Raw genomic sequence first — 20,307 nt, 5'->3', positions numbered from 1 at the left:
GCCATGATGCAACCCGTACGCAAGGTGGTCATTGTCGGCGGCGGCAGCGCCGGATGGATGACCGCCGCCGCCCTGAGCAGGGGCCTCGGCGACACCGTCGGGATCGCCCTGATCGAGTCGGAAGAAATCGGCATTGTCGGCGTCGGTGAAGCCACCATCCCGCCTATTCTCAAATACAACGCCTTTCTGGGGCTGGACGAAGCGACCTTCGTGCGCGAAACCCACGCCACCTACAAGCTGGGGATCGAGTTTGTCGACTGGTGCGCAAAGGGCCACAGCTATTTTCACCCCTTCGGCCATTGCGGCGCCGAGATCGAAAGCTTTCCGTTTCATCACTACTGGCTGGCCGACTGGAAGCGGCGCGGCGGGCCCTGCGACCTGACGCGACACAATCTCGAAACTGTCGCCGCCTACAAAGGACGCTTCGGCCACCTCGCCGCCGAAGGCGACAAGCCGGGTATGAACTACGCCTTTCAGTTCGACGCCGCCCTCTACGCCGCCTTTCTGCGCCGCTATAGTGAGGACCGTGGCGTTACGCGTCACGAAGGCCGCATCACCGGCGTCGAACAGCATCCGGAAACCGGTTATGTCACCGCGGTCGTCACCGCCGACGGACGCAAATTGACCGGCGACCTCTTCATCGATTGTTCGGGCTTTCGCGGCCTGCTGATCGAACAGACGCTGAAATGCGGCTACGAGGACTGGTCGAAGTGGCTGCCGATGAACCGCGCCGTCGCCGTCCCCTGCGCCCGTGTCGAGACCATTACGCCCTTCACGCGGGCGACGGCGCGCGAAGCCGGCTGGCAGTGGCGCATCCCGTTGCAGCACCGCACCGGTAACGGGCATGTCTTCTGCGACGGTTTCACCAGCGAGGAAGAGGCCACGCAACGCCTGATGGACAGCCTCGATGGCGCGCCGATGGCCGACCCGCGGCCCCTGCGCTTCGTCACCGGCCACCGCCGGAGGGTCTGGGAGAAGAATGTCGTCGCCCTGGGTCTGGCCTCAGGCTTTCTTGAACCGCTGGAATCAACGGCCCTCCATCTGGTGCAGGCCGGTGCCCTGCGTTTGCTGAGCCTCTTCCCCAAGACCGGCATCGTGCCTTCGGTCGTCGAACAGTACAATCGCGATGTCCTGTTCGATTACAACAATATCAAAGACTTCCTGATCACGCACTACAAGGTGACCGAGCGCGACGACACCCCCTTCTGGCGCTGGGTGCAGGCCATGGACATTCCCGACAGCCTCAAGGCGCGGCTGGACATGTTCCGCGAGACGGGCCTTCTGATCGCGCGCGACCCCGAACTGTTCCGCGAAGCGAGCTGGCTGGCCGTGCTGACCGGTCAGGGTCTGATCCCGCACAGCTATCACCCCGCCGTCGATGCGCTGGAGGCCGCCGATATCGGCCTGCATATGAGCCGCTGGCGCAAGATGCTGGAAACCCGCGCCGAAGCCCTGCCCACACACGAAGACCATCTGCGTCGTTTCGCGCCCTCGATACCGAACATGGCGGCGGGATGACGCCGGCGCGTGTCATCGAGGACGTAACGCCCGCGCGCTTCGCCGAAGCGCTCGACGCCGCCAAGCCCGCCGTTTTCAGGGGATTGGTCGCCGACTGGCCTATCGTGGCCGCCGCCCGCCGGTCTGACGCCGCCTGCATCGACTATCTGGCGGCGTTCGATGCCGGGCTGAACGCGCCCCTGTCGATCCTGCCCCCCGAGGCCGACGGGCTGTGCCACTACGAGGCCAGCCTGACGGGGGTGAATTTCCGCACGGTGACCCTGCGGCTGGAGGACATTCTGCAACGCCTGCTCCACCCGCCTGCCGACGGCGGCGGCTATTACGTGCAGTCCCTGCCGACCGAGACCTTCCTGCCGCGCTTCGCCGGCGAACACCCCCTCCCCCTGCTGCCCGCCGAAGTCCGCCCGCGCCTGTGGCTCGGCACGGCGGTGGCGACCCAGACCCACTACGACCTGATGCGCAACATTGCCTGCGTTGCGGCCGGGCGGCGGCGTTTCACCCTGTTCCCGCCCGATCAGTTGGCCAACCTCTATCCCGGCCCGGACGACTTCACGCCCGGCGGCGCGCCGCTCAGCCTGCCCGATATCCGCGACCCGGATTTCGCCCGCTGGCCGCGTCTGGAGGCCGCGCTGGCCACGGCGCAGGTGGCGGAGCTGGAACCGGGTGACGCCCTCTACATCCCCTATGGCTGGTGGCATCAGGTGCAGTCGCTGTCGCCGTTCAACGCTTTGGTCAATTACTGGTGGAACGAGGCGGACCCGACGCGCCCCCTGCCCCGCGCGGCGTTCAAGGCGGCGCTGGTCGCGCTGAAAGACCTGCCCGAAGACCAGAAGGCGGTGTGGCGAGGGATGTTCGACCTGTTCATCTTCGGCGATGCCGACGCCGCGCTGGCGCATCTGCCGCCCGAAGTGCGCGGCGCCTATGGCGAACTGACGCCGCAGCGACTGGCGGCGCTGAAAGCGGGGATCGCCGCCGCCTTCAGGTAAATTAGAGCGCAATCCGATAAAGTGGGCACCACTTTTCGGAAAAATTGCGCGACCACTCAAAAACTTAGAGCGAGATGATGTTTCCACTTTAAATCATCTCGCTCTAGTAGCTACCGGATACCAAAGAACAGGTTGGCCGTCAGACGGCGGTCCTCTCCGGGGCGCACCTGCCCGGAATGTAACTGTCCGGCGCGGTAGAAGATCAGGCGGTTAAAGCGCGGCTCGACCGCAGCAATCTGTTCGAAAAACCGTTCGCGCGCCGCTTCACCCGTACCGTCGAAACCGTCCAGTTCCGCGCGCTTGGCCTTCTCGAAGGCGTAACTGCGGCTGGGGGTGATCAGTTCGTGCCCGCTGGCGCGGTGGCGGAAAAACGCCGTACCGCCCAGATCCGCCTCGAACAGGTAGTGGACGCTGGCGAAGCTGTTGAGATTGAAGGCGTCGATATGCGGCGCAGCCTGACGCACAGCCATACCCTCACCGCCTGGCGTCGCGACGCCAAAAAAGCCGAACAGCGGCAGAGCCTGCAGCGGCGCGCCGAAGACCGGCAGCAGGCGCGGCAGAAGTTCGCGCGCCACCAGCGCCTTATAGGCCTCCGGCAAAGGCGCATTAAGCCCCGGATAGCGCGACCCAGGCGCGGGCGTGCGGAAGCCGGCCTCAGCGGCGACGGCGATAAAACTTCGAGGATCGGCCAGCACGTCGTCGAGGATGACCAGCGGCTGGGCCTCGTCGCCAAGCGACTGAATCGTAACGGAAAAACCGGGATTGAGAGAGACCATATAAAAACCGCCTGAAGGTACGGTATCTCCGTTCCCTCAGGCGGTCAAAGGTAACAATAGCTATATTAATTCAGCCCGCCGCCGGTGGCCGAATAGAGGCCGATCAGGTTGAGCGAGCGTACGAGACGCGTCGTGATCAGCGCCTGTTGCGCGCCGTAGAGCGTGCGCTGGGCGTCGGTCAGGGTGATGCGCGAGTCGACGCCGCGATCGAAGCGGGCGCGCGACAAGGTCTCGGACTCGCTGGCGGCCTGCGCCACGCGGGTCTGGGCCAGCAGGCGCGTGTCGATGGTCGAGCGCACGGCCAGGGCATCGGCCACGTCGCGGAAGGCCGACTGGATCGTCTGCTCGTAGGTGGCGACAGCGATGTCGCGCGACTTTTTCGAGCCTTCGAGGCCGGCGACATTGGCCCCGCCGGCGAAGATCGGCACCGAGATCGACGGTGCGAAGCTCCAGGTGTCGGCCCCATCGAACAGGTCACCCAGTTCCGTCGAGGACTTGCCCACCGCGCCGGTCAGCGAGATGCGCGGGAAGAAGGCGGCACGCGCCGCGCCGATATTGGCGTTGGCAGCCTTGAGATCGTATTCGGCGGCCACGACGTCCGGACGCTTGAGCAGCACTTCCGACGGCAAACCCACCGGCAGATCGGCCAGCACGGCGTTTTCCGGCAAGGCGTCGGGGAGATTGGCGACCGCCACCTCTTCACCCACCAGCAGGCGCAGGGCGTTCTTGTCCTGCTGCACCAGCGCTTCGAGTTGCGCCACATCGGCGCGCGCCTGTTCGGTCAGGGTCTGTTCCTGACGCAGGCCCAACGCATCGGTGGCGCCGAGGTCGAAACGCTTCTGCGTCAGGGACAGGCTTTCTTCGCGCAGGGCCAGAGTCTCACGCGACAAACGCAGTTGCTCCTGATCGGCGCCCAGAGTCAGCCACGCCGAAGCCACCGAAGCGATCAGCGACACCTGCACCGCCTTGCGGTTTTCTTCCGAAGCGAAATAGGTGTTCAGCGCCGCGTTGCTTAAGGAGCGCACGCGGCCGAACAGGTCCAGTTCCCACGAGGCCCCGATATCGGCGCTGTAGGATTCGGTGTCCGTCCCGGTGCCGGTATCGCCGCGGCGACCGCTCACCGAACCATCGACCGACGGAAACAGGCTGGCGCGCTGCACGCGGTACTGGGCCCGCACGCGCTCGGCATTGAGCGCCGCTACCCGCAGGTCGCGATTGTTCGACAGCGACTGCTCGATCACCGCCTGAAGGCGCGGATCGAGGAAGACCGACTTCCATGGCAAGGTTTCCGCCGAAGCCCCTTGCGCCGCAGCCGCGGTCGGGAACTGATCCGGCACCGGCAGGACGCTGCGCTCGTAGCTGGGGGCCATGGTGCAGGCGCTGAGGACCAGAGCCGTGGCCGGGAGCATCAGACCGAGTTTAAGCGAACGTGTCATTAGTGGTCCTCACGGTTGTGACGCGACTGTTCCAGCGCCGCCAGCGCAGCACGCTCGGCTTCACGGGACTTAAGGTGCTTTTCGTCCGCTTTGAACAGTTTTTCAATGATGACGAAGAACAGCGGGATAAAGAACACCGCCAGGAAGGTCGCCGACAGGATGCCGCCGACCAGACCCGTACCGATGGCGTTCTGGCTGCCCGACCCCGCGCCATTGGCGAAGAAGAGCGGCAGGATGCCGAAGGTGAAGGCCAGCGAGGTCATGATGATCGGGCGCAGACGCACGCGGGCGGCCTGCAGCGTCGCTTCGATCAGTTCCATACCCTTTTCATGGTTATGCTTGGCGAATTCCACGATGAGGATGGCGTTCTTGGCCGACAGACCGATGATAGTCAGAAGCGCGACCTGCAGGTAGATGTCGTTGGTCAGGCCGCGCAGCATGGTGGCGACCAGCGCCCCCAGCACGCCCAGCGGGATGACCATGACGATGGCCACCGGGATCGACCAGCTCTCGTAGAGCGCCGCCAGCAGGATGAAGACCACGAAGATCGACAGGGCGTAGAGCATAGGGGCTTCGGCGCCGGATTGCTTTTCCTGCAAGGACAGGCCCGTCCACTCGTAGGAAATGCCGGCCGGAAGCTGAGCGATGATCTTCTCCATCTCGGCCATGGCCTGACCCGACGACTTGCCCGGCGCGGCCATACCCTGCAGGTTCATGGACGGTGAGCCGTTGTAACGCTCCAGACGCGGCGAGCCGTAGGCCCAGTGCGCCGTGGTGAAGGCCGACATCGGCACCATCTGGCCCTGATCGTTGCGGACATACCACTGATTCAGGTCCTCAGGCTTCATGCGGAAGGGCGCGTCGGCCTGCACGAAGACCTTCTTCACGCGGTTGCGGTCGATGAAGTCGTTGACATAGGCCCCGCCCATGGCGGTCGACAGGGTGGCATTGATATCGCTCAGGCTGACGCCCATCGCACCGGCGGCCACCTGATCGATTTCGAGTTTCAGTTCCGGCGTGTCTTCCATGCCGTTCGGACGCACAGCCATCAGGCTGGGGTTCTGCGACGCCATGCCCAGCACCTGATTGCGGGCATTGAGCAGGGCGTCGTGGCCGAGGCCGCCGACGTCCTTGAGCTGAAGGTCGAAGCCCGACGAGTTGCCGAGTTCGGTCACGGCCGGCGGCACGATGGCAAAGGCCATGGCGTCGCGGAACTGGCTGAACGCCCCCATGGCGCGCCCGGCGACGGCCGGAGCCTTCAGTGCTTCCGAATGACGCTCCTCGAAATCCTTGAGGCGCACGAAGGCCATGCCGGCGTTCTGACCGGGACCGGAGAAGGAGAAGCCCGACACGGTGAAGGCGGATTCGACGGCTTCGTCCTTGGCGAAATGCGCCGCGATCTGATCCAGCACGACATTGGTGCGTTCTTCGGTCGCGCCCGGCGGCAGTTGCACGATGGTGAACAGGATGCCCTGGTCTTCATCCGGCAGGAAGGAGGTCGGAATACGCGTGAACAGGAAGGCCATCAGACCTACGATCACCGCAAAGACGATCATGTAGCGACCGCCCTGGGTCAGGATCTTGCCGACCGTACCGCGGTAACCATTGGCCAGACGGTCGAAGTTGCGGTTGAACCAGCCGAAGAAGCCCTTCTTTTCCGCGTGCTCGGCATCCGACGCCTTGAGCAGGGTGGCGCAGAGCGCCGGCGTCAGGATCAGGGCGACGACGACCGACAGGGCCATGGCCGAGACGAGCGTGATCGAAAACTGGCGGTAGATGACGCCTTGCGAGCCGCCGAAGAAGGCCATCGGCACGAACACCGCCGACAGGACCAGCGCGATGCCGACCAGGGCCCCGGTGATTTCTTCCATCGACTTGATGGTCGCGGCCATGGGCGGCAGCTTCTCTTCGTGCATCACCCGCTCGACGTTTTCGACCACGACGATGGCGTCGTCGACGAGGAGGCCGATGGCGAGCACAAGCCCGAACAGCGTCAGCGTATTGATCGAGTAACCGAAGGCCGCCAGCACCCCGAAGGTGCCCAGAAGCACGACCGGCACGGCGATGGTCGGGATGATCGTCGCGCGCCAGTTTTGCAGGAAGAGGAACATGACGACGAACACCAGCACGACGGCTTCGATCAGGGTCTTCACGACCTCATGGATCGACAGCTCGATGAACGGCGTGGTGTCGAAGGGCACGACGTAGTGGTAGCCCTTGGGGAAGTTCTTTTCCAGCTCCACCATCTTGGCCTTGACCGCATTGGCGGTGTCGAGCGCGTTGGCGCCCGTCGACAGGCTGATGGCGATACCGGTGGCCGGACGGCCGTTGAACTTGGCCGTGCCGCCGTATTGCTGCGCGCCCAGTTCGATGCGCGCCACGTCCTCAAGCTTCACGACAGCGCCGCCGGCGGAATTCTTGAGGATGATGTTGCGGAACTGGTCGATATTGGTCAGGCGCGACTGGGCCGTAATGGTGGCGTTGAGCGCCGTGCCCTTCACCGCCGGGAGCCCGCCGAGCTGACCCGCCGAGACCTGCGTGTTCTGGGCGCGAATGGCCCCCATCACGTCGCTGGGCGTCAGATTGTAGCTGGTCAGCTTGGCCGGATCGAGCCAGATGCGCATGGCGTACTGCGCACCGAAATTCTGGATGGTGCCGACACCGTCGACGCGGCTGATCTGATCGACCAGGGTCGAAGACATGTAGTCGCCGAGGTCGTGGTCGGTGACGTTGGGGTCATCCGAATAAAGACCGACGACCATCAGGAAGCTCGAGGTCGCCTTGGCCACGGTCAGACCCTGCTGCTGCACTTCCTGCGGCAGCAGCGGCACCGCCGACTGCAGCTTGTTCTGCACCTGAACCTGCGCGATGTCCGGATCCGTTCCCGCCTTGAAGGTCAGGGTGATCGAAGCCGCGCCGCTCGAATCCGAGGTCGAGTTCATGTAAAGCAAACCGTCGATGCCCTTCATCTGCTGCTCGACGATCTGCGTGACCGAGTCTTCGACGGTTTTCGCCGACGCCCCCGGATAGAAGGCGCTGACCGACACCTGCGGCAGGGCGATCTGCGGATACTGGGCGATCGGCAGGTTGGCGATGGACAGAAGGCCCGCCATCATGATGACGATGGCCACCACCCACGCGAAGATCGGACGATGAATGAAGAAACGCGAGATCATGACGGGGCCTTTGCAGGGACGAATGCAGTCAGATTGAAGGACGCAGCCGGGGCCCGCCGTCTCCCCGGCTACGCGGGGAAGGATCAGAGCGGCCCGGCGGACGCCGGATCAGAGTTCAGAGGCCTGCGGCAGACACAATTCGGGCGTCGCGCCGCAAGCCTTAAGTTAAAAACGCTTATATTACTTAGCCTTAGGGGCCTCGGCCGCCGCCGGAGCGGGCTGACCTTCCTTGGCCGCGGTCATGCTGACGGGCTTGACCGGCGCGTCGGGACGGATCTTTTGCAGACCCTCGACGATCACCTTTTCGCCCGGCTGCAGACCTTCGGTCACCAGCCACTTGTCGCCGACCGTCTGCGCCACCTTGATCGGGCGCATCTCGGCCTTGTTTTCCTTACCGACCACCATCACCGTGGCGTTGCCCTTCGGATCGCGGGTCACGGCGGGCTGCGGCACCAGAATGCCGTTGCCGACCACGCCCGAAACGATGCGCGCCTTGGCGTACATGCCCGGCAGGAGGACGCCGTTGGGGTTGGGGAACAGGGCGCGCAGCGTCACCGTGCCGGTCGATTCATCGACGCTGACGTCCGAGAATTGCAGCTTGCCTTTCAGCGGATAGACCGTGCCGTCTTCCAGAACCAGCTCGACATCGGCCGTGGCGGCCTCGCCGATCTGGCCGGCGGCGGTGGCGCGGCGAAGCGCCATCAACTCGGTCACCGACTGATTGATGTCGAGATAGATGCTCTCGATGTTCTGGATGCGCGTCAGCTCGGTGGCCTGCGCCGCCGTGACCAGCGCGCCCGGCGTGACGTTCGACTTGCCGATACGGCCCGAAATCGGGGCCATCACCTTGGTGTAGCCAACATTGATGCCCGCTGTCTGTACAGCGGCCTGACCGGCGGCGACCGTCGCCTTGGCCTGAGCGTAGGCGGCCTGAGCGTCGTCATTGTCCTGCTTGGACACGGCGTTGATCTTGACCAGTTCGGCGTAGCGTTCGGCCCGCAGGCGCGATGAGGTCAGGTTCGCCTCGGCCTGCGCCAGTTGCGCCTGCGCCTGGGCATAAGCCGCCTGGAACGGCGCGGCGTCGATCTGATAGAGGGGCTGACCGGCCTTGACGTAGCCGCCTTCGGTGAACAGGCGCGCCTTGACGATGCCGCTGACCTGCGGACGCACGTCCGACAGCAGATAGGCCGATGTCCGGCCCGACAGTTCCGCCGTGAGATTGACCGGCTCCGAGGACACGACGACGATGCCGACCTCGGTCGGACCGCCTGCGCCCATGCCGCCGCCGGGGCCGCCTTCCTTCTTGCCGCAGGCCGTCAGCGCGAGGCCGAGCGCCAGCACCACCGCTGCGGGCTTCATCAGGGGGGATTGCGATCTCATGCGGGTCTCTCTCCGGAACGAAATGTCAGGTCACTTTTAAAATGCCGCCGGATACTTCGGCGCAGATCGAAGTGTGCAACGCAAAACATACTATATACCTGTCGTGCAGGCTTGCAAAAAACTGTCAGCAAAGACTGAGAGTGAACGATCATTCTCATTTTTTCTGGCAATACGCACCTTTTTGGTGTATGTCAAGCGCACCCACAACATTAAAAAATGTTAACCCCTTACATACGAAGGGTTTGCCGCCGCGGATGAACAGTAAAGCTTTAGAGTTCCCCCTTACCGAATCCCCTCCCGCGCCGCGTCCGCGACAGAGCCGCGAAGAGCGCCGCCAGCAGATCCTCGACGCCACATTGCGCTGCGTCAGGCGTTCCGGCTTCCACGGCGCCTCCATGGCCGACATCGCGGCCGAAGCGAAGATGAGCGTCGGCGTCATCTACCGCTATTTTGCCAACAAGGAAGCCATTATCGAGGCCATCGTCGCCAACGACCTGGCCGAGATGCGCGCCAAGTTCGCCGAATGGGATTCCACGCCCGACGATCAGCTTCTGGACACCTTGCTCCAGACCATTACCTTCGCCATCGAACACAAATACTGCCCGGATAACAGCGGCCTGGCGCTCGAAGTCATGGCCGAAGCCGCCCGCAATCCACGCGTTTCCGCCATCGTTCAGGCCGCCGATGTGCAGGAGCGTGAACTGGGCCGTCAACTGTGCCGGCGGCTCAATCCCGACTGCGATCCGGCCCGGCTGGATGCGCGGAGCGAGATTATCGGTATGCTGTTCGACGGCATGAGGATCCGCGCCATTTCCAATCCCGACATCAAGCGCGACGCACTGATCAGCGAACTGCGCGAGGTCATGCGCTGGCTGTTCGTGCTGAAATAAGGTCACGTCGGCGGTAAAGCGCGCTTACGGTCGGCGACTTTCACATAACCGTCATAAAACTGTTGTAATGCCGCCTCAGCCTTTCGGCGCCGCCTGCCGTTTACCCCTGCGTCATATTAGTTTAACGCAGCGGTGATTTACCGGTGGTTGGATTCGGATACGACCTTCTTGCCGGAAGCGTGTCCGCCGGATCATCGGAGACGAGTATGTTCAAACCCTTCGCCCTGGCGCTCGGCGCGCTGCTTCTGCTGACCGCGTGCTCCGACAAGGGTGCCGCGACGGCTGAGGGTGCGGACGCGCCGGCGGCGGGCGACATTACCGGCGCCGGTTCGACCTTCTTCGCGCCTCTGGGTGCAAAATGGGCCGAAACCTATAAGGACACGACGGGCGTGCGCCTGAACTATCAGTCGATCGGCTCCGGCGGTGGCGTTCGTCAGATCAAGGTCAAGACGGTCGATTTCGGCGCGACGGACAAACCCGTGAAGCCCGCCGATCTCGACGAATCGGGCCTGCTGCAATTCCCCATCGTCATGGGCGGCATCGTGCCCATCGTGAACCTGCCCGACGTCAAGACGGGTCAGATCAATCTGACCGGTCCGCTGATCGCCGACATCTATATGGGCAAGGTCAAGCGCTGGGACGACCCGGCCATCGCCGCGCTCAATCCCGGCCTGAAGCTGCCGCACCTGCCGATCACGGTCGTGCACCGCGCCGATGGTTCGGGCACCACCTTCCTCTTCTCCAACTATCTGGCCAAGGTCAGCCCCACCTGGAAGGAAGAGGTCGGCGCGGCCGATGCGCTGGAATGGCCGGTGGGTCTGGGCGGTAAGGGCAATGAAGGCGTCTCGGCCTTCGTCAAGCAGACCCTCGGCTCGATCGGTTATGTCGAATTCGCCGTCGCCGCGCGCACCGGCACCGCAGTTGCCAATATGCGCAATCACGACGGCCACATGATCGCCCCGTCGATCGACGCCTTCGCCGCTGCCGCCGCCGGCGCAGACTGGGCCAATGCGCCGGGCAACCAGCTCCTGCTGCTCGATCAGCCGGGCGCCAACGCCTGGCCGATCACCGCCACCGTCTTCATCGTCATGCACAAAAAGCAGGACAAGCCGGCCAGCGCCCGCGCCGCCCTGACCTTCTTCGACTGGGCCTACACCCACGGCGACCCGCTGGCGACCAAGATGCACTACGTTCCCCTGCCCGCCGAAGTGAAGCAGATGATGCGCGCCCAGTGGACCCGGATCGTGGGCGCAGACGGCCAGCCGGTCTACGCACCTGCCGCCCCGGCTGCGGCCGCCTCCGCCACTTCCGGTCAGTAAGCTTATGGAAAACCACATGTCTCTTCAGACCGCCCGCCACCCGGACCCGGTGGACCCGATCTTCCGTGGCCTCGCCTTCGCGGCGGCAACGACCCTGCTGCTGACTCTGGGCGGCCTGATCATCGCCCTGTTCATCGGCGGCTGGCCCGCCATCTCGAAGTTCGGCTTCGGCTTCCTGACCTCGAGTTCGTGGAACCCGGTCACCGAAGTCTACGGCGCGGCGGGCCCCATCGTCGGCACGCTGATCACCGCCGTCCTGTCGCTGACCATCGCCCTACCCATCGCGGTCTGCGTGTCGGTCTTCCTGACGCAGTATTGCCCCAAGGCCATCGCCCAGCCGATCTCGACCGCCATTGAACTGCTGGCCGGCATCCCGTCGATCGTCTACGGCATGTGGGGCCTGTTCGTCTTCGCGCCGTGGTTTGCGCGTACAATCCAGTTGCCCATCCTGACCAATCTCGACCCCGAAAGCTTCTGGGGCAAGCTGCTGGCCGGCGTGCCCAACGGGGCCAACATCTTCACGGCCTCCATCGTACTGGCCATCATGATCCTGCCCTATATGTCGGCGGTGTTCCGCGAACTGTTCCGCTCGATCCCGCCGCAGGTCCGCGAAGCCGCCTTCGGCCTCGGCTGCACCTCGTTCGAAGTCGTCGGTTCGGTCCTGATCCCCTATGTCAAGAAGGGCATGATCGGCGTCGTCATGCTGGGCTTTGGCCGCGCCCTGGGTGAGACCATGGCCGTGACCTTCATCATCGGCAATTCGCACCGCTTCCCCGACTCGCTGTTCGCCTCGGGCTCGACGCTGGCCTCGACCATCGCCAACGAGTTCAACGAAGCGTCGGGCGTACACCTGGCCTCGCTGATCGCACTGGGTCTGGTGCTGTTCCTGATCACCTTCACCGTCCTGGCCATTGCCCGGGCGCTCCTGTCCTCGCAGCGTTACTAGGAGGCATGACCATGGATCGCGCCCTTCGCCGCAAATTCGCCAATCAGGCCTTCGTCGTCGTCTGCACAGGCGCGGCTCTCGTCGCCCTCGGCGCGCTGGCCCTCATCATGTTCTCGCTGCTGACCAAGGGCGTCGGCGGCGTGGACCTGATGCTGTTCACCGCCGACACGCCGGCCCCGGATTCGCCCGGCGGCCTGCGTAACGCCATCGTCGGCTCGGTGCTGATGTGCGGGTTCGCCATGCTGATCGCCGTCGTCATCGGCGTGCTGGCCGGCACCTGGCTGGCCGAGATCGGCGGCGACACCCCTTACGGCCACGTCGTGCGCTTCCTCAACGACGTGCTGCTGTCGGCCCCGTCCATCCTGATCGGCCTGTTCGTCTACTGGTGGGTCGTCGTGCCCACCGGCGGCTTCTCCGGCTGGGCCGGGGCCATCGCGCTGGGCATCCTCGCCACGCCCATCGTCACCCGCACCACCGAAGACATCCTGAACCTTCAGCCCAATGCCCTGCGCGAAGCCGGCATGGCGCTGGGCGCGTCTCAGTGGGTCACGGTGCGCAGCATCATCTGGAAGGCGGCCGGCGCGGGTATGCTGACCGGCGGCCTGCTGGGCTTTGCCCGCATCTCCGGCGAAACCGCGCCGCTGCTGTTCACCGCGCTCAACAACCAGTTCCTCAGCTTCGACATGTCGAAGCCCTTCGCCAGCCTGCCCGGCGCTATCTATCCCTTCGCCATGAGCCCCTACGAGACGTGGAACACGCTCGCCTGGGCCGGCGCGCTGCTGATTACGCTGGCGGTGCTGGGCGTCAATATCCTGGGCCGCTGGCTCGCCCGCGACAAAGATCACAAGTAAGGCCTCGTCATGTCCGACACCGATTTCCAAAGCGTCATCACCCCGCCCCCGGCCGATCAGCTTGTGCTGGAAACGCGGAACCTCAACTTCTACTACGGCACGCATCAGTCGTTGTTCGGCGTGTCCATGCCGGTCAAGCGCAACGGCATCACGGCCCTGATCGGTCCGTCCGGCTGCGGCAAGTCGACGCTTCTGCGCACCATGAACCGCATCTACGACCTCTATCCGGGTCAGCGCGCCGAGGGCGAAATCCTGATCGACGGCGAGAATATTCTGGGCTCCAAGGTCGACCTGACGGCCCTGCGCGCCCGCGTCGGCATGGTGTTCCAGAAGCCGACCCCCTTCCCCATGTCGATCTACGACAATGTGGCCTTCGGCGTGAAGCTGTACGAAAAGAAGTCCAAGACGCAGATGGACGAAGTGGTGGAAAAGGCCCTGCGCCGCGCCGCCCTGTGGGACGAAGTGAAGGACAAGCTGAACAAGTCCGGCCTGTCGCTTTCGGGCGGTCAGCAGCAGCGTCTGTGCGTGGCCCGCGGCATCGCGGTCGAGCCGGAAATCCTGCTGCTCGACGAACCAGCCTCGGCGCTCGACCCCATCTCGACGGCCAAGCTGGAGGACACGCTTGAAGAGCTGAAGCGCGACCTGACCATCATCATCGTGACCCACAACCTGCAGCAGGCCGCGCGCCTGTCGGACTATACGGGCTTCATGTACCTGGGCAAGATGGTCGAGTTCGGCCCGACGGAAGAACTGTTCGTCAAGCCGAAGTGCGAAAAGACCTCGGACTATATCGGCGGCCGTTTCGGCTAAAAACCGGGTCTACCAGCTTTAATGCCCCCGCATCTCAGGTGCGGGGGTTTTCGTTTGCGCGCCGATACAGCCCGATCGCCCCGGCTATGCAGCCGCCGAACAGTGCGCCTTCCAGCACGCCGGCGACGATCTGGCTGAGCGGTCCGAAACCCTCATCCCCGAGCAGCCGCCACAGCGGATCGAGACTCAGCCGCGAGTCCGGGAAACGCTGACCCAGTTCGTACAGACTGCCCGCCATACCGCGCCCGCCCATCACCGGAATAAGCCCGCCCGTCAGCGCGCCGCTGAGAGCCGCCAAAGCCATGCCCTTGCGCAGGCCCGACATCCGCCCGGTCAGCCACAGGCCGAAACCGACCGCGCCCCCCAACAACAGGCCTTCCGGCGCGCCGGTCATGCCTTCGGGGCCGTGTCCGAACAACAGGGTGAAGGCGTCCAGCCCGATCAGCTTGACCACCGCCCCGACGACCAGACCGCCCGCCGCACCGCCGAGCGTCAGCCGCACGGCTTCGGGCCCGGAGGTCCGCCCGGCGGCGGCGATGCCGAAACCGACTCCGGCCCCGCCGAGCCCGGCCACGATCAGGGTCAGACACAGCACCACCAGCAGGACCGACACCGCCCCCATGCCCGCCCCCGGCTGAGCCGCCGCGGCAAAACCGTAGATCAGTCCGCCGAGCAAACCGGCGACGCAGGCCCCGCCGGCGGCCGCCAGTCCTTCGCGCCAGACCGGCGCGCGAACCGCCTTGACCGACACGGGCCTTGGCATCGCCGGCGCAGGTTCGGCGACCGCCTCCTGTGCCACCTCGACCGGGGCGATGAAGCGGTAGCCGTGCTTGGTCACCGTCTCGATGAAGCGCGGATTGACGGCGGTGTCGCCCAGTTGCCGCCTGAGCGTACGAATGCACTGGGTCAGGGCTTCGTCGGTGACCGGCACACCGCGCCACACCTCGTCCAGAAAGCGGTCCTTGGTGATCAACTGCCCCGGCTCGCGCACCATCAGGGCCAGCGCGTCCAGATAGCGGGCGTTCAACTCCACCGGGCCCTCACGACCGCTGAGCTGGCGGTTGCGCGGATCGAGCAGAAAGGGGCCGAAGCGGTAGGTCGTCATGCGCTTACCCTACCTCATCCATAGTACGGATCAACGGACATTGGCCTTAAGGAAGGCGAACAGGCGCGGGTCCAGCGACTGGGCGATATTAAAGCGCAGGAAGCGGGTAGCGGTATGGCTGACGCTGAAGGCATCGCCGGGCGCCAGCACGATGCGCTCTGCCAGCGCCCGACGCGCGAGGTCGGAGGCGTCCTGCCCTTCCGGCAGTTCGCACCACAGGAACATGCCCGCCTGCGGCCGCAGCCACGGTTTCAGCCCTACCCCTTCCAACCGTTCGGCGGTCGGTCCGCGCACGGCGGCCAGTCTCTGACGCAATGCGTCCAGATGCTTGCGATAATGGCCGTCGCTCAGCACCTGACAGACCAGTTCGGCGGCGAAGGTCTGGCTGGAGAACAGGGTGGCGATCTTCAGGTCGGTCAGCGCTTCGATCCAGTCTGCGCGCGCCGCGACATAGCCCAGCCGGATCGAGGCCGACAGGGCCTTGGAGAAGCCGCCGACATAGACCACGCGCTCGAAGCCGTCGAAGGCCGACAGGCGCGGCCCCGGCTCCAGTTCGAAGTCGCTGTAGATATCGTCTTCGATAATGGTCAGATCGTGCGCCTCGGCCAGCTTGAGCAGGCGGTGGGCATTGACCGGCGACAGGCTGGCGCCCGTGGGATTGTGCATGGCCGTATTGGTCAGGTAGAGGCGCGGGCGATGGGTTTCCAGCGCGGCGGTCAGCACCGCCATGTCCGGCCCGGTCGGCGTATAGGGCACGCCGATGACCTGCACCTGATGGGCGCGCAGCTTGGCCAGAAAGTTGAAATAGCAGGGATCGTCGACCAGAACCGTGTCGCCGGGCCGCAGCAGAAAACGGCACAGAAGTTCGATGGCCTGGGTCGCCGAATCCATCAGGATGATCTGGCCGGGGGCGGCCTCGATATCCTTTTCCGCCAGCCGTCGCGACAGAAGTTGCCGCAGGCCCGCGTGTCCGGCGGGGGTCGAATAGTCGAGCAGGTCGGCCTTGGGATTGCGCGCCAGCGCCCGCAAGGCGCGACGGATATCGTCTTCCGGCATCCATTCCGGCGGCAGCCAGCCGCAACCGGGCTTGAGGTAGTCCTTCGTTTCCAAAGACTGCCGCGACACCCATAGCGGATCGATCTGGCGGTCGAGTTGCGGCCCGATCTCGGCCAGAGACAGGGGCGCAGGGGCTGCGGCGACGAAATAGCCTGCCCCGCGCCGGGCGGTGATCACCCCTTCGGCCAGCAGGCGGTCATAGGCTTCGACCACCGTCGATTTGGACACCTTCTGCGCCTCGGCAAAGGCGCGGATCGACGGCAACCGCGCCCCTGCCGACAATTGCCGGCGGGCGATCTGGTCGCGGATGAGCCGCATGACGCGGTGGGTCAGGGTCAGGTCGTGAGAGGCGTCGGGCAAGTGTTCTGCCTTTTGTACCGGTACAGTTTGATCGAACTTTACCGGAATGTATCTGTCCGCGCCAGTCCCCGGCGGCCATAAGCCGGCCATGACCACTGCAGCCCAGACCAAATCTCTCGCCAATACCGACGCCTGGATCAGCGGCCTGATCGCCGTCGTCGCCTTTGCCGGTTCCCTGCCCGCCACGCGCGTCGCCGTGCTGGAAATGTCGCCTCTGTTTCTGACCGGGGCGCGGGCGACCATCGCCGCCGTGGTGGGGGCCGTGTGCCTGTGGGCCTTCCGCGCCCCATGGCCGCGTAAACGCGAGATCGTCCCGCTGCTCCTCGTCGCGGGCGGCACCGTCGTCGGCTTTCCGCTGCTGACTGCCCTCGCCCTGCAATCCATCCCTTCGGTGCATTCCATCGTCTTCACCGGGCTTTTGCCGCTGTGTACGGCCCTGTTCGCTACGCTTCTGGGCGAAAAGCGCCCGTCGCGTCTGTTCTGGCTGTTCTCAGGCCTCGGCGCAGCCTGCATCCTCGCCTTTGCCCTGATGCAGGGTTTCGCGGTTTCCCCCGCAGGCGACCTGCTGATGCTGGCCGCCATCGTCGTCTGCGGGCTGGGCTATGCCGAAGGCGGACGTCTGGGGCGCAGGCTCGGCGGCTGGCAGGTTATCTGCTGGGCGCTGCTGATCGCCCTGCCCGTCATGGGCCCGGTGATGCTGCTGACCCTGCCCGCCGATCCCGCCGCCATTTCAGCGCCCGCATGGATCAGCGTCGGCTATGTGTCGATCTTTTCCATGCTGATCGGCTTCTTCTTCTGGTATCGCGGCCTGTCGCTGGGCAGCATCGCCTCGATCGGACAGTTGCAACTGCTGCAGCCCTTTCTGGCCCTGATCATCGCCGCCGTCGTGCTGCACGAACCGGTCGGGCCGGAAGTGCTGGTTGTCATGCTGGCCATCGTGGCCTGCGTGCTGGGCGCGCGCCGCTTTGCCTGAGCGAGCCTGAACCGCGAGACTATCCCCGCCTTCACCGGCGGGGATAGATCTCTACGCCGGCCGGTAGACCAGATGCACCGTATCCTCGTCGATCAACCGGCTCGATACCAACCGCAGCGGTGGCGGTTCGTCGCTAAACAGCGGCTTGCCCCGACCGAGCACGCACGGACGCACGTGCAGATGGTACTCGTCCATCAGCCCCATACGCGTCACCAGACCCGCCAGTTGCGGGCCCGTGACGCTGATCGTGCCTTCTTTCTGCGCCTTCAGTTCGCGGATACGGGCTTCGATATCGCCTGAAATGAGCGTGGCGTTCGGTCCTGCGGAGTCGAGCGTACTCGACACGACCCATTTGGGCAGCCTGCGCCAGGCCAAAGCGAACCTGCGCAGCGACGCGTCCCATTCGGGCCGGTCGTCGTCCCAGTAGCGCATGAGTTCGTACATGCGGCGGCCATAGAGGCTGCCGGCATAGGCTTCCACGGTCTCGGTCCACAGGTCGAAATGCGTCTGGCTGGGGGGGCCCATGACCAGATTGCCGCCCTCGTCATCGACATAGCCGTCGATCGAGACATTCATCGCCAGAACAAACGTCGCCATGGTTCTTCCCTCTGTCGTTGGGGAAACCTAGCCCTGTCCGGCGTCCGTGCCTAGAGCGGAGGCTCAGGCCAGGCCTTCGCGCACCAGACAGTCGCGGCTGATCTGGCTGATCGACTTGACGCCGGTCAGGGCCATGGCCACGCGCATCTCCTTCTCGAACAGGCTGAGCAGATTGGTCACCCCCGCCTCACCACCGGCGGCCAGCGCGTAGATGAAGGCCCGGCCCAGCAGCACGCCGTCCGCCCCCAGGGCCAGCATACGCACCACGTCGAGGCCCGTGCGGATGCCGGAGTCGGCCAGTATGGTCAGGTCGCCCTTCACCGCATCGGCAATGGCCGGCAGGGCGCGCGCCGACGACAGGACGCCGTCGAGTTGACGACCGCCGTGGTTCGACACCACGATACCATCGGCCCCGAACGTCACGGCGTCCTTGGCGTCCTCGGGGTCGAGAATGCCCTTGATGACCATGGGGCCCTTCCAGAAGTCCCGGATCCACTCCAGATCCTTCCACGAGATTGACGGATCGAAATTGGCCCCCAGCCAGCCGATATAGTCGGCCAGGCCCGTCGCCTTGCCCAGATATTTCGACACATTGCCCAGATCGTGCGGCGTGCCCATGAGACCGACGTCGAAGGCCCAGTGCGGATGGGTCATGGCCTGCCACAGACGGCGGATTTCAGCGTTCGGGCCGCTCATGCCCGAATGGGCGTCGCGGTAGCGCGCGCCCGGCACCGGCATGTCCACCGTGAAGACAAGCGTGGTGATGCCGGCCGCCTGCGCGCGCTCCAGCGCGTTTTTCATGAAGCCCCGATCCTTCAGCACATAGAGCTGGAACCAGATCGGGTTGTCGCACTTGGCCTGCACCTCTTCGATCGGGCAGACGCTGACGGTCGACAGCGTCAGATTGATCCCCGCCTTCTGCGCGGCGCGCGCGGCCTGCACCTCGCCGCGGCGGGCGTACATGCCGGTCAGACCGACCGGGGCCAGCGCCATCGGCATGGCCAGCTTCTGCCCCAGCAGCTCGGTTTCGAGGCTCAGAGACGCCACATCCTTCAGCACACGCTGACGCAGGGCCACATCCGACAGGTCCGCAACATTGCGCTTCAAGGTGTGCTCGGCATAGGCCCCGCCGTCGATATAGTGAAACAGGAACGGCGGCAGACGGCGCCGGGCGGCTTCGCGGTAATCGGTCGAGGCGGAGATGATCATGGCAGGCCCAGCGATTCAAAGGATTGGAAAAGCAATGGCTGATGCTCTAGCATGGGGCAAAGCCTGATGACAATGAGCCAACGATCCCGTTCAATCATCATGGATCAAATATAATCACCGCTATTTTTACGTAGGGAATTTCATGTCCGCTGCCTCCATGTTCGACCTTTCCGGAAAAACCGTCCTGATCACTGGCGCCAATCGCGGTCTGGGTCAGGGCATGGCGCTGGCTCTGGCCGAAGCCGGGGCCGATATCTGCGCCGTCGGTTCGTCTGGCGCGGACGCCACGGCGGAAAAGGTGGCGGCATTGGGTCGCAGGTTTCACTTCATCCGCGCCGATCTGACCTCAATCGCGCCGGTAGGCGACATCGTCGCCGAAACCCTGAAGGTCATGGGCGGGCTCGACGTCCTCGTCAACAATGCCGGCTCGATCCGCCGTGGCGACGTCACCGCGTTCAGTGAAGAAGACTGGGATGCGGTGATGAACCTCAACCTCAAGACCCTGTTCTTCATGTGTCAGGCCGCCGGCCGTCATATGATCGCGCAGGGCCACGGCAAGATCATCAACACCGCCTCGCTGCTGTCGTTTCAGGGCGGCATCCGCGTGCCGTCCTATACGGCGTCGAAGTCCGGCGTCGCAGGCATCACCCGTCTTCTGGCCAACGAATGGGCGGCCAAGGGCATCAATGTCAACGCCATAGCGCCCGGTTACATGGCCACGGAACTGACCGAAGGGCTGCAGAGCGACCCCGAACGGGCGAAGGCGATTCTCGACCGAATCCCGGCTTCGCGCTGGGGTACACCCGAAGATTTGGGCGGCGCGACGGTTTTTTTGGCTTCGCGCGTGTCAAATTACGTAAACGGGGTTATTATCCCCGTCGATGGCGGGTGGCTGGCGCGATGATGCGCCCGTTCCGGC

17 protein-coding genes are annotated in these 20,307 nt (G+C 64.7%); 9 read left to right on the top strand and 8 right to left on the bottom strand.

Annotated features, from left to right (window positions below; translation table 11 throughout):
- Window positions 1-3: 3 nt before the first annotated feature.
- Window positions 4-1,518: a tryptophan halogenase family protein gene (locus LH365_RS15020; RefSeq protein WP_226746163.1), complete on the top strand. Its 1,515-nt coding sequence runs from the start codon at window positions 4-6 to the stop codon at window positions 1,516-1,518.
- Complete coding sequence (locus tag LH365_RS15015; protein ID WP_226746162.1) at window positions 1,515-2,504, top strand: cupin-like domain-containing protein; 990 nt, start codon at window positions 1,515-1,517, stop codon at window positions 2,502-2,504. The genes LH365_RS15020 and LH365_RS15015 overlap by 4 nt, the downstream gene beginning before the upstream one ends.
- 110 nt (window positions 2,505-2,614) lie before the next feature.
- Here LH365_RS15015 and LH365_RS15010 read toward each other — a convergent pair whose 3' ends face one another.
- From LH365_RS15010 to LH365_RS14995, 4 genes are all read right to left on the bottom strand, one after another.
- Complete coding sequence (locus LH365_RS15010) at window positions 2,615-3,280, bottom strand: DUF6445 family protein (protein ID WP_226746161.1); 666 nt, start codon at window positions 3,278-3,280, stop codon at window positions 2,615-2,617.
- Between the two features lie 65 nt (window positions 3,281-3,345).
- A complete protein-coding gene (locus tag LH365_RS15005; protein WP_226746160.1) occupies window positions 3,346-4,716 on the bottom strand; it encodes an efflux transporter outer membrane subunit in 1,371 nt (456 codons plus the stop codon).
- Window positions 4,716-7,892 carry an efflux RND transporter permease subunit gene (locus LH365_RS15000; RefSeq protein ID WP_304502308.1) on the bottom strand — a complete coding sequence of 1,059 codons (3,177 nt, stop codon included), beginning with the start codon at window positions 7,890-7,892 and terminating at the stop codon, window positions 4,716-4,718. Before LH365_RS15000 ends, LH365_RS15005 begins: the two co-directional genes overlap by 1 nt.
- 180 nt (window positions 7,893-8,072) lie before the next feature.
- Window positions 8,073-9,272 carry an efflux RND transporter periplasmic adaptor subunit gene (locus LH365_RS14995; protein ID WP_226746159.1) on the bottom strand — a complete coding sequence of 400 codons (1,200 nt, stop codon included), beginning with the start codon at window positions 9,270-9,272 and terminating at the stop codon, window positions 8,073-8,075.
- 254 nt (window positions 9,273-9,526) lie between these two features.
- Here LH365_RS14995 and LH365_RS14990 point away from each other — a divergent pair, with 254 nt between their 5' ends.
- The 5 genes from LH365_RS14990 to pstB all read left to right on the top strand — a co-directional run bounded on the left by LH365_RS14990 (window position 9,527) and on the right by pstB (window position 14,088).
- On the top strand, window positions 9,527-10,162 hold the full coding sequence (locus LH365_RS14990) for a TetR/AcrR family transcriptional regulator (protein WP_226746158.1): 636 nt from the start codon (window positions 9,527-9,529) through the stop codon (window positions 10,160-10,162).
- Between the two features lie 206 nt (window positions 10,163-10,368).
- Entirely contained in the window at window positions 10,369-11,481 is a 1,113-nt protein-coding gene (pstS, locus tag LH365_RS14985; RefSeq protein ID WP_226746157.1) for a phosphate ABC transporter substrate-binding protein PstS, read from the top strand.
- Between the two features lie 16 nt (window positions 11,482-11,497).
- The gene (gene pstC / locus LH365_RS14980; protein WP_226746156.1) at window positions 11,498-12,427 is read left to right on the top strand and encodes a phosphate ABC transporter permease subunit PstC; all 930 of its coding nucleotides are present in this window, start codon (window positions 11,498-11,500) and stop codon (window positions 12,425-12,427) included.
- Between the two features lie 11 nt (window positions 12,428-12,438).
- Window positions 12,439-13,278 carry a phosphate ABC transporter permease PstA gene (gene pstA / locus LH365_RS14975; RefSeq protein ID WP_226746155.1) on the top strand — a complete coding sequence of 280 codons (840 nt, stop codon included), beginning with the start codon at window positions 12,439-12,441 and terminating at the stop codon, window positions 13,276-13,278.
- Between the two features lie 9 nt (window positions 13,279-13,287).
- Complete coding sequence (pstB, locus tag LH365_RS14970) at window positions 13,288-14,088, top strand: phosphate ABC transporter ATP-binding protein PstB (RefSeq protein ID WP_226746154.1); 801 nt, start codon at window positions 13,288-13,290, stop codon at window positions 14,086-14,088.
- 34 nt (window positions 14,089-14,122) lie between these two features.
- On the opposite strand, the gene LH365_RS14965 is transcribed toward pstB, so the two are convergent.
- Both LH365_RS14965 and LH365_RS14960 read right to left on the bottom strand, forming a co-directional pair.
- Complete coding sequence (locus LH365_RS14965; RefSeq protein WP_226746153.1) at window positions 14,123-15,193, bottom strand: transcriptional regulator; 1,071 nt, start codon at window positions 15,191-15,193, stop codon at window positions 14,123-14,125.
- A 30-nt stretch (window positions 15,194-15,223) separates the two neighbouring features.
- On the bottom strand, window positions 15,224-16,609 hold the full coding sequence (locus LH365_RS14960; protein WP_226746152.1) for a PLP-dependent aminotransferase family protein: 1,386 nt from the start codon (window positions 16,607-16,609) through the stop codon (window positions 15,224-15,226).
- Between the two features lie 88 nt (window positions 16,610-16,697).
- On the opposite strand from LH365_RS14960, the gene LH365_RS14955 reads away from it, so the two are divergent.
- The gene (locus LH365_RS14955) at window positions 16,698-17,582 is read left to right on the top strand and encodes a DMT family transporter (RefSeq protein WP_226746151.1); all 885 of its coding nucleotides are present in this window, start codon (window positions 16,698-16,700) and stop codon (window positions 17,580-17,582) included.
- 51 nt (window positions 17,583-17,633) lie between these two features.
- On the opposite strand, the gene LH365_RS14950 is transcribed toward LH365_RS14955, so the two are convergent.
- Both LH365_RS14950 and lldD read right to left on the bottom strand, forming a co-directional pair.
- The gene (locus LH365_RS14950; protein ID WP_226746150.1) at window positions 17,634-18,179 is read right to left on the bottom strand and encodes a dihydrofolate reductase family protein; all 546 of its coding nucleotides are present in this window, start codon (window positions 18,177-18,179) and stop codon (window positions 17,634-17,636) included.
- Between the two features lie 63 nt (window positions 18,180-18,242).
- Complete coding sequence (gene lldD, locus LH365_RS14945; protein WP_226746149.1) at window positions 18,243-19,388, bottom strand: FMN-dependent L-lactate dehydrogenase LldD; 1,146 nt, start codon at window positions 19,386-19,388, stop codon at window positions 18,243-18,245.
- Window positions 19,389-19,530: 142 nt separating this feature from the next.
- Between lldD and kduD the strand changes: the two genes are divergently transcribed.
- Window positions 19,531-20,292, top strand: coding sequence for a 2-dehydro-3-deoxy-D-gluconate 5-dehydrogenase KduD (kduD, locus tag LH365_RS14940; protein WP_226746148.1), 762 nt, complete (start codon window positions 19,531-19,533; stop codon window positions 20,290-20,292).
- The last annotated feature ends 15 nt before the right edge of the window (window positions 20,293-20,307 follow it).

Source organism: Asticcacaulis sp. AND118 (genome assembly GCF_020535245.1).
In the GTDB taxonomy this organism is placed as follows: Bacteria; Pseudomonadota; Alphaproteobacteria; order Caulobacterales; family Caulobacteraceae; genus Asticcacaulis.
Note: the sequence above shows the minus strand (reverse complement) of the source record. Positions and strands in the feature narration are given on the sequence as shown.